The sequence below is a fragment of the Streptomyces sp. NPDC031225 genome (genome assembly GCF_055570355.1).
The window spans coordinates 275,893-288,523 of the sequence record NZ_JBVIHJ010000012.1 but is presented as its reverse complement, the minus strand read 5'-3'; the positions used below and the strand labels follow the sequence as shown (position 1 = coordinate 288,523).

The following is a 12,631-nucleotide window of genomic DNA, read 5'->3' as shown; positions in this document are numbered from 1 at the left end:
CCCCCCCCCCCCCCCCCCCCCCCCCCCCCCCCCCCCCCCCCCCCCCCCCCCCCCCCCCCCCCCCCCCCCCCCCCCCCCCCCCCCCCCCCCCCCCAGCCCCCACCGGCCGTCCGTTACGGTTCACCCCTATGCGCACCATCCTGATCACCGGGCCCGGCGGCAGCGGCCGTACGACCATCGCCGCCGCCACCGCGCTCGCCGCCGCCCGCGAGGGAACCCGCACCCTGGTGCTCAGCGCCGACCGCACCGACACCCTCGGCACCCTCCTCGGCGTACCCACCGGTGCGGTCCCCACCCAGGTAACCCCGACCCTCACCGCCTGGCGCCCCGACGCCACCGCCGGGTTCCGGGACGACCTCGCCCGGTTCCAGGACCGCGGCGCGAAGGTGCTCGACCTGCTCGGTGCCTCCCGGCTGGACCCGGAGGAGGTCACCCCCCTCCCCGGCGCCGAGGAACTCACACTGCTGCGCGCCCTGCGCGACGCGGCGCTCTCCGAACGGCACGACCTGCTCGTCGTGGACCTCCCGCCCACCCAGCAGGCCCTCGCCCTGCTCTCCCTGCCCGAGGAACTCCGCCGCTACCTGCGCCGCCTGCTTCCCGCGGAGCGCCAGGCGGCCGCCGGCCTGCGCCCCGTGCTCGGCCGGCTCGCCGGTGTCCCCATGCCCTCGGAGTGGCTGTACGAGACCGCCGCCCGCTGGGACACCGAACTCGGCGCGGTCGAGGCCGTCCTCGCCGACCCCCACTGCGTCGTACGGCTGGTCGCGGAGCCCGGCCCCGCCGGCGCCGACGCGGTCCGGTCCGCCGGTCTCGCCCTCGCCCTGCGCCGCCTGCGCCCCGACACCCTGGTCGCCAACCGTGTCGTACCGGAGGAATGGCCCGCCGGCCTGCTCGCCCAGCAGCGCAAGACCCTGGAGGAGTGGCAGGAGGCGTACGACGTCCGTGCCGTGCGGCACCTCGGCCACGATCCGCGCGGCGCCGACGACCTCACCGCCCTCGCCGTGCCCGAGGTCAACGGCACGACCTCCACCGTCGAGTGGCCCGTCACCGACCGGCTCGCCGAGGACGGGGTGCTGGTGTGGCACATCCCGCTGCCCGGCGCGATACGCGAGGAACTGGACCTGGTCCGGCGCGGCGACGAACTCGTCGTCAGCGCGGGGCAGTTCCGGCGGATCCTGCCCCTGCCCTCCGCCCTGCGCCGCTGCACCGTCGCCGGTGCCGCCCTGCGCGAGGGCGAGCTGCGGATCCGGTTCGAGCCGGACCCGGAACTGTGGCCCCGGACCCCGTGAACCGCGTACGCCCATTCGGGTAACGTCGTAGGGACGAACCGTAGTCAGGAGTCCGTCATGAGCGAAGAGCTCCCCGCGTCCGAGGCCGACGATCACGAGACCGTGGACGCCGTGGACGAGGTACGGGCGACCGACGCCGACGCGTGGTCGACGGCGTGCGCCGAGGACCTCGCGGCGGAGAAGGCCCGCCGCCGCACCCAGTACGGCCCGCCCCCGGGCTCGGCCGCCGAAGAACTGCGCAAGCTCGTGGACAACGTCGCCGAGAAGCTGTCCGGTCTTCAGTCCCCGCTTCTCGGCGGCATCGCGGGACCCGCCGCCCAGCAGGTGGTCAAGCAGGTCGTCCAGCAGGCCAGGGCCGCCGTCGAGCCCGTGATCGAACGCAACCCGGACGTCTTCGACCACCTCGCCGCCGCGGGCGGGGAGCTCCTCGCCGCGTACCGTTCCGCGGTCCAGGCGCAGGAGCAGCGCTGGACGGCCCGGAACGCGAACCCGCGCGACCTCGACGACCGCGGCGACGACACCGGCCCCGGCGAACGCATCGACTTGGACTGAAACCCCCTGACGGCAGGGCCTCGGGTACGGTTGGCCGTAGCGGGGCTCGACCGAAACTGAGGGATTCATGGGACTCACCATCGGCGTCGATATCGGCGGCACGAAGATCGCGGCCGGTGTGGTCGACGAGGAAGGCAACATCCTCTCGACCCACAAGGTGCCGACCCCGGGCACGCCTGAGGGCATCGTGGACGCCATCGCCTCGGCGGTGGAGGGCGCGCGCGCCGGGCACGAGATCGTCGGCGTGGGCATCGGTGCCGCCGGCTACGTCAACCGCCAGCGCTCCGAGGTCTACTTCGCGCCCAACATCCTCTGGCGCAACGAGCCGCTGAAGGAGAAGGTCGAGGCCCGCGTCGGCCTCCCGGTCGTGGTGGAGAACGACGCCAACGCGGCCGCGTGGGGCGAGTACAAGTTCGGCGCGGGCAAGGGCCACCGCAACGTCATCTGCATCACGCTCGGCACCGGCCTCGGCGGCGGCATCATCATCGGCAACAAGCTGCGCCGCGGCCACTTCGGCGTGGCGGCCGAGTTCGGTCACATCCGTATGGTCCCGGACGGCCTCCTGTGCGGCTGCGGCTCGCAGGGCTGCTGGGAGCAGTACGCGTCGGGCCGGGCACTGGTGAGGTACGCCAAGCAGCGCGCCAACGCCACCCCCGAGAACGCGGAGATCCTGCTGGGTCTCGGCGACGGCAGCCCCGACGGCATCGAGGGCAAGCACATCTCCATGGCCGCCCGTCAGGGCGACCCGGTCGCCGTCGACTCCTACCGCGAGCTCGCCCGCTGGGCAGGCGCCGGTCTCGCCGACCTCGCCTCCCTGTTCGACCCCTCCGCCTTCATCGTCGGCGGTGGACTCTCCGACGAGGGCGAACTGGTCCTCGACCCGATCCGCAAGTCCTACAAGCGCTGGCTGGTGGGCGGCAACTGGCGCCCGGTCGCCGACGTCATCGCGGCCCAACTGGGCAACGAGGCGGGCCTGGTGGGCGCGGCGGACCTGGCGAGAGAGCCGGACCCGATCATGTAGGACCACGTCTCGGAATGCGGCAACCACGCGTGCTCAGGGGCGCGGGGCCCTGCGCGACCAGCCACCACGAACCGGCAGTCGCACATGGTCCTCGCGCCCCGACCCTTTGGGCGTACATTGATCCACATGGTTCTCGTCCGAGTCCTGAGCTACAACATTCGCTCCATGCGTGACGACACCGCCGCGCTCGCCCGGGTCATCAGAGCCTGTGAACCGGATCTTGTACTGGTACAGGAAGCCCCCATTTTCTTCCGCTGGCGCAAGAAGCTGGCAAGGCTGGCGTCCGCCTCGGGGCTGGTCATCCTCACCGGCGGTGGCAGCGCGGCCGGACCGGCCATCCTGTGCAACCTGCGGGCCACGGTCGAACGTACGGAAGACGTCCTGCTTCCCCTCACCCCGGGCCGGCACCGCCGGGGTTTCGCCACAGCCGTCGTCCGCATCGCCGGCGCCCGACTGGGCGTGCTCAGCTGTCACCTCTCGCTCCACGAGGGTGAGCGACACGACCAGGCAGGCATGCTCCTCGACCGTCTCGCCGGCCTGGGCGTGGACCACGTTGTCGCGGGCGGCGACCTCAACGACCCTCCAGGCGGCCGCACTTTCACCCGCCTGGCGACGAACCTCCAGGACTGCTGGGCGATCAGTCCCGTCGGCGGCGAACACACCTGGACCCACGGCGGACCGCACCGGCGCATCGACGCGATCTTCGCCACGAAGGGCATCGAGGTACTCGGCTGCGGAGTGCCCACGAACCTCCCCGGAGTCACCGGGAAAGACCTGAGGGCGGCCACCGACCATCTGCCGGTCCTGGCCACCCTCGAAATCCCCGCGAACTGAGCAGAACTAGACGACGGCCCCCCGCCCGGGGCCGTCCTCGTCCTCGTCGTCGGTCCGCATCCGCGTGACCAGCGTGCCGAAACCGCCGAGGAAGCCACCGATGCCCACCGTGGCCAGCCACCACGTCATCTCCCAGCCGAGCAGCACCGCGACCAGCAGGATGAGCGGCCCGCCCAGCACTCCCAGCCACGCGAACTTCGCGGTGGTGTCGGCGGCCGGCAGTGGCGGCGGCTCCGGCGGGACGAAGTGTCCCTCGTCGTCGTCCTCGAAGTCGTCCTCGGAAGCGTCCGGGGCGCTGTAGTCGCGGGGCCCGACGCCGGGCGCGAAGGAGACGGAACCGCCCAGCGGCCTCACCGGCTTCTCGTCCTTCTTCGGCCCGTCCTTCTTCGGCGTGGCCGCCGTCTCCGTCGTCGTCTGCTCGTCGTTCGTCTCGGTCTCCAGCAGCGCGAGATCCTCGACCGACTTGAACGGCTTCGTGCCCGGCGGGTCCGCCGGCTCGTCGCCGTACCCGGCGACGATGGCCGCCCACGCGGCCTGCTCGTCGAACGGGACGCCCTGCTCGTCCGGCTCGTGACCCTCGCGGTCCTCGCGCTCGGAGTCGTGCTCAGCCACGTGCGGCCGTCCCTTCGCTGCCGATGCCGGTGGTGTGCCGGCCGATGAACGCGAGGCTCTCGTCGAAAATCCGCTCCGCGTCATGGTCCAACGTCGCCACGTGGTAGCTCTGTTCCAGCACGATCTCAGTTACGTCCGTAGAAGACACCCGGCTCAGCACGCGCGCGGAATCGGCAGCCGGCACCACATGGTCCTGGGTGCTGCGCAGCACCAGCAGCGGCTGGGTTACCTGCGGCAGCTCGCCGTCGACCTGCCGGAAGAAGGTCCGCAGGGAGTGCGCCGCGTGCAGCGGCACCTTGTCGTACCCCAGTTCGACACTGCCCTCCTTGGCGATGTCGCTGGCGATCCCGGGCGCGGTACGGACGAAGTGCCGCGCCACCGGAAGGGCGTAGGGCGCCAGGCCGTGCATGCGGTTCGCCGGGTTGACGACCACGACACCGCGCACCACGTCCCCGTGCTTGGCGGCCAGCCTGAGGGCCAGGGTGCCGCCCATGGACAGACCGGCCACGAACACGGAGGTGCAGCGCTCGCTGAGGGCACGCAGCTCACGGTCCACCTCGGCGTACCAGTCCTGCCAGCCGGTCAGTGCCATGTCCTGCCAGCGGGTGCCGTGCCCGGGCAGCAGCGGCAGCGAGACCGTCAGGCCGTGCTCGGCGAGGTGCTGGGCCCAGGGCCGCAGCGACTGGGGGGATCCGGTGAAGCCGTGACACAGAAGGACACCGGCCTCCCCGCCCTCATGGCGGAACGGCTCGGCTCCGGGGAGGACCGGCACCTAGGTCTCCTGTTCATGAAAGAAGCGTGAGCAAGTCCAGGTGTGGTTCACCGTACGCGACCGCACTGACACCGACCAGGGCCGTCGGGCTGTTTGCCAGGTCCCCGGGTTAAGGTCTCATCCACGGAAACAGGAGGCACTCGGTTGTTGTACGGCACGATGAAGGTCGCCATCGGCGGGCCGCTGAAGGTCGCCTTCAGGCCCTGGGTGGAAGGCCTCGAGAACATTCCCGCCGAGGGCCCCGCCATCCTGGCGAGCAACCACCTCTCCTTCTCGGACTCCTTCTTCCTGCCCGCGGTCCTCGACCGCAAGGTCACCTTCATCGCGAAGGCCGAGTACTTCACCACCCCCGGGGTGAAGGGCCGCCTCACGGCCGCCTTCTTCAAGGGCGTCGGCCAGCTCCCGGTGGACCGCTCCGGGGCGCGCGGCGCGGGCGAAGCGGCCGTCAAGAGCGGGGTCGACGTCCTGGAGCGCGGCGAACTCTTCGGCATCTACCCCGAGGGCACGCGCTCGCCCGACGGCCGCCTCTACCGCGGTAAGCCCGGCGGCCTCGCACGCGTGGCACTCGCCAGCCGTGCCCCGGTCATCCCGGTCGCCATGATCGACACCGAGAAGATCCAGCCGCCCGGCAAGGTGATGCCCAAGCTGATGCGCCCGGGCATCCGCATCGGTGAGCCGCTGGACTTCAGCCGCTACCAGGGCATGGAGCACGACCGTTTCGTCCTGCGCGCGCTGACCGACGAGGTCATGTACGAGATCATGAAGCTCTCCGGCCAGGAGTACGTCGACATCTACGCGACCGCCGCCAAGCGGCGGATCTCGGAAGCGGCCAAGGCCGAGAAGGCAGCCAAGGCCGAGAAGGCGGCCAAGGCGGCTGTCGCGAAGGCCGAGAAGGACAAGCCCGGTACGTCCGCGTCCTAGGATCCTGGGACACGGCAGTCCGGGCCGGGGGTGGGGGAGATGGCCAGAGAAGTACGCGTCATGCGCATGTCGGTCGAGCAGCCGCTGTGGCGTGCGCTGACCGGGTACCGGGTGCTCACCATGCTGTACGCGGTCGGCCTCTTCGCCACCGCCTACGACGAGTTCGACCGGCCCGGCATCGCCATCGCCTACTACGTCGTCCTGTTCGTCTGGACGCTCGCCACGCTGCCCCGCGTCCAGAACGCGGCCGCGTGCACCAAGCGTTTCCTCGCCGTGGACCTCGCCATCGCGGTCACCGGGATCGTCCTGACCCCGATGGTCGTCAACGACCACCACATCGACAGCGGCGGTCCCACCCTGCCGTCGATATGGACCGCCGGTTCGGTTCTCGCGTTCGCCATCAAGGGCGGCTGGCGCTGGGCCGCGCTCGCCTCCACGCCGGTCGCCGTCGCCAACCTGATCGAGCGCGGCCACCCGGCCCGCGACACCGTCCACAACGTGATCCTCGTCTGGGTCGCCTCCATCGCCATCGGCTACGTCGTCGAGGTCGCCCGCGCCTCCGAGCGCACCCTCGCCCGCGCCCTGGAGATCGAGGCGGCGACCCGGGAACGGGAGCGGCTGGCCCGGGACATCCACGACAGCGTCCTCCAGGTGCTGGCCATGGTGCAGCGCCGGGGAGCGGTCATGGGCGGCGAGGCCGCCGAGCTGGGCCGGATGGCCGGTGAGCAGGAGGTGGCGCTGCGCACCCTGGTCTCCGGCGGCCTGACATCCGTCTCCCGGGTCTCGCGGGACGCGGCGCAGGGCGCGGTCGTCCACGTCGTCGACGACGAGCGGGACGATGACGAGTCGGGCGGCCCGCTCGACCTGCGCGCGCTCCTCGCCCCGTACGCCTCGGCGAAGGTCTCCCTCATCGAGCCCGGCGCCCCCGTCCCGCTGACCCCGCCATCCGCGCGCGAGCTGGCCGCGGCCGTCGGGGCCGCCCTGGACAACGTGCACCGGCACGCCGGTGAGCACGCGCGCGCGTGGATCCTCGTCGAGGACGAACCCGACGAGGTGATCGTGACCGTGCGGGACGACGGACCCGGCATCCCCGAGGGGCGGCTCGACCAGGCCGAGGGTGAGGGGCGGCTCGGGGTGGCCCAGTCGATCCGGGGCCGGCTGCGCGACCTCGGCGGCAGCGCCGAGCTGATCTCGCCTCCGGGGCAGGGCACGGAGGTCGAGTTGAAGATACCGAAGGTCTCACGGGGGAAGGCAGGACAGCGATGAGTGACCAGGGTCCGATCAAGGTGATGGTGGTCGACGACCACCCCATGTGGCGCGACGCGGTCGCCCGGGACCTGGCCGAGTCCGGCTTCGAGGTGGTCGCCACCGCGAGCGACGGCGAACAGGCCGTGCGCCGGGCCAGGGCCGCGGGCCCGGACGTGCTGGTGCTCGACCTGAACCTGCCCGTGAAGCCGGGCGTCCAGGTCTGCAAGGAACTCGTCGGCCATAACCCGGCGCTGCGCGTCCTCGTGCTGTCGGCGAGCGGCGAGCACGCCGACGTACTGGAAGCCGTGAAGTCGGGCGCGACGGGCTATCTGCTGAAGTCGGCGTCGACCGAGGAACTCCTGGACGCGGTCCGCCGCACGGCCGTCGGCGACGCGGTCTTCACGCCCGGCCTCGCCGGTCTGGTCCTCGGCGAGTACCGCCGCCTCGCCTCCGACCCGGCGCCCGCCTCCGACCCCGACCGGCCCAAGGCCCCGCAGCTCACCGAGCGCGAGACCGAGGTGCTGCGCCTGGTCGCCAAGGGCCTGAGCTACAAGCAGATCGCCGAGCGTCTGGTCATCTCGCACCGCACGGTCCAGAACCACGTCCAGAACACCCTCGGCAAGCTGCAACTCCACAACAGGGTCGAGCTCGTCCGATACGCCATCGAACGAGGCCTCGACGACGAGTGAGGCGCACGTCACACTGACCCTTCGTCAGGCACCTGCGGCGAAGGGAACTGTCCATGCGCGTCGGAGTACTGACCGGAGGCGGCGACTGCCCCGGCCTCAACGCCGTCATCCGGGCCATAGTCCGCAAGGGCGTCCAGGAGTACGGCTATGACTTCACCGGCTTCCGGGACGGCTGGCGGGGTCCACTGGAAGACCGCACCGTGCGTCTCGACATCCCGGCCGTCCGCGGCATCCTGCCCCGCGGCGGCACCATCCTCGGCTCCTCCCGCACCAACCCGCTGAAGCAGGAGGACGGCATCCGCCGGATCCAGGAGAACCTGGCCGAGCGGGAGGTCGACGCGCTCATCGTGATCGGCGGCGAGGACACCCTCGGCGTCGCCGCGACCCTGTCCGACGAGCACGGCGTGCCCTGTGTCGGCGTACCGAAGACCATCGACAACGACCTCTCCGCCACCGACTACACCTTCGGCTTCGACACCGCGGTCGGCATCGCCACGGAGGCCATCGACCGCCTGCACACCACCGCCGAGTCCCATATGCGGGTCCTGGTCTGCGAGGTGATGGGCCGTCACGCAGGCTGGATCGCCCTGCACTCCGGCCTCGCGGGCGGCGCCAACGTCATCCTCATCCCCGAGCAGCGCTTCGACATCGAGCAGGTGTGCTCCTGGATCACCTCCCGCTTCAAGTCGTCGTACGCCCCGATCGTGGTCGTCGCCGAGGGGGCCATGCCGAGGGACGGTGACGTCGTCCTCAAGGACGAGTCGCTCGACTCCTTCGGACACGTGCGCCTGTCGGGGGTCGGCGAATGGCTGGCCAAGCAGATCGAGAAGCGCACCGGCAAGGAGGCCCGCACGACCGTGCTCGGGCACATCCAGCGCGGCGGCACCCCCAGCGCCTTCGACCGCTGGCTCGCCACCCGCTTCGGCCTGCACGCCATCGACGCCGTCCGCGACGGCGACTTCGGAACGATGGTCGCCCTGCGCGGCACGGACATCGTCCGCGTCCCCATCGCGGAGGCGACGGCGCGGCTGAAGACGGTGAACCCCGAACTGTACGAGGAGGTGGGGGTGTTCTTCGGCTGACGCGAACGGGCGCCTACACGGTCGTGTTCCGCAGCTGACCCATCAGCTCCCGTACGACCGTGTCGCCGTCCAGCGTCAGGACCGACTCGGGGTGGAACTGCACGCCGGCGAACCCGGGCCCGCGCACGGCATGCACCTCGCCGTTGCCGGCCCGGCTCAACTCGACGCCGTGTGCGGCGAGTTCGGTGAGCGCCTCGTCGTCGCAGCGCGCCACGAAGCTGTTGTAGAAGCCCACGGTCCCGGGCCGCCCGAACAGGTCGATCGTCACCTGCGCGCCCTGGTAGGGCACTTCCTTCCGTACGATCTCCAGCCCCAGCTCGGCCGCGATCAGCTCATGGCCCAGGCAGACGCCCAGCACCCCGTGCCGGTGCCCCCGGAGCACCTCGGCGGTCAGCTCCCGCAGGAACCGCATCTTCGGGTCGTCCAGGTCGGACGGATCGCCGGGGCCGGGGCCGAGCACCAGCGGCCCCTCGTGGGCGAGGACGGTCTCCCTGAGGCCCGGCTCGTCATAGCGCCGGACGGTCACCTCAAGGCCGCTGGACCGCAGCACGTGCGCGAGCATCGCCGTGAAGGTGTCCTCGCCGTCGACCACGAGGGCATGCCCTTCGAGCTCGTCGGACCGCTCCTGCATCCGCAGCCAGAACGGCGCGAGGGAGGTGCGGCGCCCGTCCAGGGCGGCACGCACGCGTGGATCGTCGGCGAGAGCCACGCGCGCGTGCTCCGCGCGGGGCCGGGACGGTCGTACACCGAGAGCCGCCAGCACCCCCGCCGCCTTCGCGTGGGTCTCCGCGACCTCGCTCGCCGGGTCCGAGCCGCGCACCAGGGTCGCGCCGACCGGGACCCGCAGCCTGCCGTCGGCGGAGATGTCGGCGGTGCGGATGAGGATGGGGGAGTCCAGGGTCTGCGCCCCGCCGGAGTCCCGGCCGAGCAGGGCCAGCGCGCCCGCGTAGTAGCCGCGGCCGCCGACCTCGTGCCGCTCGATGACCCGGCAGGCGTTCTGCACCGGCGAACCGGTGACGGTCGCCGCGAACATGGTCTCCTTCAGGACCTCCCGCACGTCCAGCGAGGACTTCCCGCGCAGTTCGTACTCGGTGTGCGCGAGGTGGGCCATCTCCTTCAGCCGGGGTCCGATCACGACCCCGCCCATGTCGCCGACGGTGCACATCATCTTGAGTTCCTCGTCGACGACCATCGACAGCTCCTCGATCTCCTTGCCGTCGGCGAGGAATTCGAGCAGATGCTCGGGGGTCGGGCCCTCGGCGGGGTAGCGGTAGGTCCCGCTGATCGGGTTCATGACGACGGTCCCGCCGGTCATCCGCACGTGGACCTCGGGGCTGGCGCCGACGAGCGTGCGGTCACCGGTGTGGACGACGAAGGTCCAGTACGCGCCCCGCTCGCCTTCGAGGAGCCGCCGGAACAGGGCGAGGGCGTCGGCGCGGGAGAACCCCGGGATCTCGCCCTCGTACGTCCGCCTGATCACGAAGTTGGCGCCCTCGCCGCGCCCGATCTCCTCGTCCAGGACCCGCCCGACGATCCCGGCGTACTCCTCGTCGGCCACGTCGAAGCCGCCGTTCTCGACCCGGACCCCGTGCGCGGGGAGCTGGTCCAGGGCCTCCTGGAGGGACAGTGTGTGCGTCTCCTCGGGCGTCAGCACCGCGAGCGGCGTCCCGTCGTCCCGCACGTCGAAGCCGCGCTCGCGGATCTGGCGGAAGGGAACGAGCGCCAGGCCCTCGTCGGGCAGGTCGGCGAGACGGTCGTAGGTGGTGACGGGGCCGAGCAGCAGCTCCACCGTGCTGTCGTCATGCCCGGGCGTGCGGCGTCGGAGCAGGGCGAAAGGGCGATCGTCGTGCAGGAGCTGTGTCAGGTCCATGGTTCCTCAACCTCGATGTCGGTATCGGTGAGGAACGACCCCGGAAACGCCGAAGGCCGCCCCTCGGGCGGCCTTCGCGAAGTCTTGCGTACGCGCAGTCAGTGGGCCGCCGGATGAGCGGTCCACCACCAGGTCTGGGTCGAATGCGCGAACATGCGACGCACCATACCCCACGTCCGTACGGGGCCGCCCGTGTCTCATTTCCTGGGCACGGCACGGGAGCCATGACACGACCCCGTAATGTTGACGTCGTGACCGTGAACGCTAAGACCAGCGCGAGCGCTGGCAACACCTGGCGAGACCTGCCCGCGGCGCAGCAGCCCGAGTACCCCGACACCGAGGCTCTGCGCGCAGTGATCGCGGACCTCGAGTCGTATCCGCCGCTCGTCTTCGCGGGCGAGTGCGACCAGCTGCGCGCCCGGATGGCGGCCGTCGCCAAGGGAGAGGCGTTCCTGCTCCAGGGCGGCGACTGCGCCGAAGCCTTCGACGGCGTGTCCGCAGATCACATCCGCAACAAGCTGAAGACGCTGCTCCAGATGGGCGCCGTCCTGACGTACGCCGCCTCGGTGCCGGTCGTGAAGGTCGGCCGCATCGCGGGCCAGTACTCCAAGCCGCGTTCCAAGGGCACCGAGACCCGCGACGGCGTGACCCTGCCGACCTACCGCGGCGACTCGGTCAACGGCTTCGACTTCGACGAGAAGTCCCGCATCCCGGACCCCGAGCGCCTGAAGCGGATGTACAACGCGTCCGCCTCCACGCTCAACCTGGTCCGCGCCTTCACCACCGGCGGCTACGCCGACCTGCGCCAGGTGCACGCCTGGAACCAGGACTTCGTGAAGTCGTCCCCCTCCGGCCAGCGCTACGAGCAGCTGGCCCGGGAGATCGACCAGGCGCTGAACTTCATGCGGGCCTGCGGGACCGACCCGGAGGAGTTCAAGACCGTCGAGTTCTACTCCTCGCACGAGGCGCTGCTGCTGGACTACGAGTCGGCGCTCACCCGCGTGGACTCGCGCTCGGGACAGCTGTACGACGTCTCCGCGCACATGGTGTGGATCGGTGAGCGCACCCGCCAGCTGGACCACGCGCACATCGAGTTCGCCTCGCAGATCCGCAACCCGATCGGCATCAAGCTCGGCCCGACGACCACGGCCGAGGAGGCGCTGCAGTACATCGAGCGTCTGGACCCCGACCGCGAGCCGGGCCGGCTGACCTTCATCGTCCGCATGGGCGCCGACAAGGTCCGCGACAAGCTGCCCGAGCTGGTCGAGAAGGTCTCCGCGTCCGGCGCGACGGTGGCCTGGATCACCGACCCGATGCACGGCAACACCTACGAGGCGGCCTCCGGCCACAAGACCCGCCGCTTCGACGACGTGCTCGACGAGGTCAAGGGCTTCTTCGAGGTCCACAAGGGCCTCGGCACCCACCCGGGCGGCATCCACGTCGAGCTCACCGGTGACGACGTCACCGAGTGCGTGGGTGGCGGCGACGAGATCTTCGTCGACGATCTGCACCAGCGCTACGAGACGGCCTGCGACCCGCGCCTCAACCGCAGCCAGTCCCTCGACCTGGCCTTCCTCGTCGCGGAGATGTACAGGGACCAGTGACCGGGGCACCTGTTACCGGAGCGTGAAGTGGGGGGGGGGGGGGGGGGAATCTCCCCCCCCCCCCCCCCCTTTTTTTCCTCGCTTTGGGGGGAGGGTTGGGTCTTCTCCCCCACCCCCCCGAACGGGTACGGCGTACCTAC

Annotated in this window: 13 protein-coding genes; 9 read left to right on the top strand and 4 right to left on the bottom strand. The window is 71.3% G+C overall.

The window, feature by feature from the left end; translation table 11 throughout:
- Positions 1 to 128 precede the first annotated feature (128 nt).
- The 4 genes from ACZ48Z_RS22350 to ACZ48Z_RS22335 all read left to right on the top strand — a co-directional run bounded on the left by ACZ48Z_RS22350 (position 129) and on the right by ACZ48Z_RS22335 (position 3,693).
- Positions 129 to 1,286: an ArsA family ATPase gene (locus ACZ48Z_RS22350; protein WP_468737609.1), complete on the top strand. Its 1,158-nt coding sequence runs from the start codon at positions 129 to 131 to the stop codon at positions 1,284 to 1,286.
- Positions 1,287 to 1,343: 57 nt separating this feature from the next.
- Positions 1,344 to 1,838, top strand: a complete 495-nt coding sequence (locus tag ACZ48Z_RS22345; RefSeq protein WP_468737608.1) for a DUF5304 domain-containing protein — start codon at positions 1,344 to 1,346, stop codon at positions 1,836 to 1,838.
- A gap of 67 nt (positions 1,839 to 1,905) precedes the next feature.
- Positions 1,906 to 2,859, top strand: coding sequence for an ROK family glucokinase (locus tag ACZ48Z_RS22340; RefSeq protein ID WP_328746667.1), 954 nt, complete (start codon positions 1,906 to 1,908; stop codon positions 2,857 to 2,859).
- Between the two features lie 126 nt (positions 2,860 to 2,985).
- Positions 2,986 to 3,693 (top strand): endonuclease/exonuclease/phosphatase family protein, encoded by a 708-nt coding sequence (locus tag ACZ48Z_RS22335; protein WP_468737607.1) that lies wholly within the window; start codon positions 2,986 to 2,988, stop codon positions 3,691 to 3,693.
- Between the two features lie 6 nt (positions 3,694 to 3,699).
- Here the strand turns inward: ACZ48Z_RS22335 and ACZ48Z_RS22330 are convergent, their stop codons facing one another.
- Positions 3,700 to 4,305, bottom strand: coding sequence for a hypothetical protein (locus ACZ48Z_RS22330; protein ID WP_468737606.1), 606 nt, complete (start codon positions 4,303 to 4,305; stop codon positions 3,700 to 3,702).
- The gene (locus ACZ48Z_RS22325; RefSeq protein ID WP_468737605.1) at positions 4,298 to 5,077 is read right to left on the bottom strand and encodes an alpha/beta hydrolase; all 780 of its coding nucleotides are present in this window, start codon (positions 5,075 to 5,077) and stop codon (positions 4,298 to 4,300) included. The genes ACZ48Z_RS22330 and ACZ48Z_RS22325 overlap by 8 nt, the downstream gene beginning before the upstream one ends.
- Before the next feature lie 147 nt (positions 5,078 to 5,224).
- Here ACZ48Z_RS22325 and ACZ48Z_RS22320 point away from each other — a divergent pair, with 147 nt between their 5' ends.
- From ACZ48Z_RS22320 to ACZ48Z_RS22305, 4 genes are read left to right on the top strand one after another with little or no spacing between them, the layout of a single operon-like run.
- The gene (locus ACZ48Z_RS22320; protein WP_468737618.1) at positions 5,225 to 5,998 is read left to right on the top strand and encodes a lysophospholipid acyltransferase family protein; all 774 of its coding nucleotides are present in this window, start codon (positions 5,225 to 5,227) and stop codon (positions 5,996 to 5,998) included.
- Between the two features lie 39 nt (positions 5,999 to 6,037).
- A complete protein-coding gene (macS, locus tag ACZ48Z_RS22315) occupies positions 6,038 to 7,264 on the top strand; it encodes a MacS family sensor histidine kinase (RefSeq protein WP_468737604.1) in 1,227 nt (408 codons plus the stop codon).
- Entirely contained in the window at positions 7,261 to 7,935 is a 675-nt protein-coding gene (locus tag ACZ48Z_RS22310; protein WP_389107034.1) for a response regulator, read from the top strand. Before macS ends, ACZ48Z_RS22310 begins: the two co-directional genes overlap by 4 nt.
- Positions 7,936 to 7,988: 53 nt before the next feature.
- Positions 7,989 to 9,017 carry a 6-phosphofructokinase gene (locus tag ACZ48Z_RS22305; protein WP_468737603.1) on the top strand — a complete coding sequence of 343 codons (1,029 nt, stop codon included), beginning with the start codon at positions 7,989 to 7,991 and terminating at the stop codon, positions 9,015 to 9,017.
- A gap of 13 nt (positions 9,018 to 9,030) precedes the next feature.
- Here the strand turns inward: ACZ48Z_RS22305 and ACZ48Z_RS22300 are convergent, their stop codons facing one another.
- Positions 9,031 to 10,887, bottom strand: coding sequence for an anthranilate synthase family protein (locus ACZ48Z_RS22300; RefSeq protein ID WP_468737602.1), 1,857 nt, complete (start codon positions 10,885 to 10,887; stop codon positions 9,031 to 9,033).
- Positions 10,888 to 10,985: 98 nt separating this feature from the next.
- The gene (locus ACZ48Z_RS22295; protein ID WP_073723848.1) at positions 10,986 to 11,042 is read right to left on the bottom strand and encodes a trp operon leader peptide; all 57 of its coding nucleotides are present in this window, start codon (positions 11,040 to 11,042) and stop codon (positions 10,986 to 10,988) included.
- Between the two features lie 96 nt (positions 11,043 to 11,138).
- Between ACZ48Z_RS22295 and ACZ48Z_RS22290 the strand changes: the two genes are divergently transcribed.
- On the top strand, positions 11,139 to 12,491 hold the full coding sequence (locus ACZ48Z_RS22290) for a class II 3-deoxy-7-phosphoheptulonate synthase (protein WP_468737601.1): 1,353 nt from the start codon (positions 11,139 to 11,141) through the stop codon (positions 12,489 to 12,491).
- The last annotated feature ends 140 nt before the right edge of the window (positions 12,492 to 12,631 follow it).

Bases quoted from the DNA above. Each gene is read 5' to 3' on its own strand.
- ACZ48Z_RS22350 (WP_468737609.1), top strand. From the start codon at position 129: ATGCGCACCATCCTGATCACCGGGCCCGGCGGCAGCGGCCGTACGACC.
- ACZ48Z_RS22305 (WP_468737603.1), top strand. From the start codon at position 7,989: ATGCGCGTCGGAGTACTGACCGGAGGCGGCGACTGCCCCGGCCTCAAC.
- ACZ48Z_RS22300 (WP_468737602.1), bottom strand. From the start codon at position 10,887: ATGGACCTGACACAGCTCCTGCACGACGATCGCCCTTTCGCCCTGCTC.
- ACZ48Z_RS22335 (WP_468737607.1), top strand. From the start codon at position 2,986: ATGGTTCTCGTCCGAGTCCTGAGCTACAACATTCGCTCCATGCGTGAC.
- ACZ48Z_RS22345 (WP_468737608.1), top strand. From the start codon at position 1,344: ATGAGCGAAGAGCTCCCCGCGTCCGAGGCCGACGATCACGAGACCGTG.
- ACZ48Z_RS22310 (WP_389107034.1), top strand. From the start codon at position 7,261: ATGAGTGACCAGGGTCCGATCAAGGTGATGGTGGTCGACGACCACCCC.
- ACZ48Z_RS22340 (WP_328746667.1), top strand. From the start codon at position 1,906: ATGGGACTCACCATCGGCGTCGATATCGGCGGCACGAAGATCGCGGCC.
- macS (WP_468737604.1), top strand. From the start codon at position 6,038: ATGGCCAGAGAAGTACGCGTCATGCGCATGTCGGTCGAGCAGCCGCTG.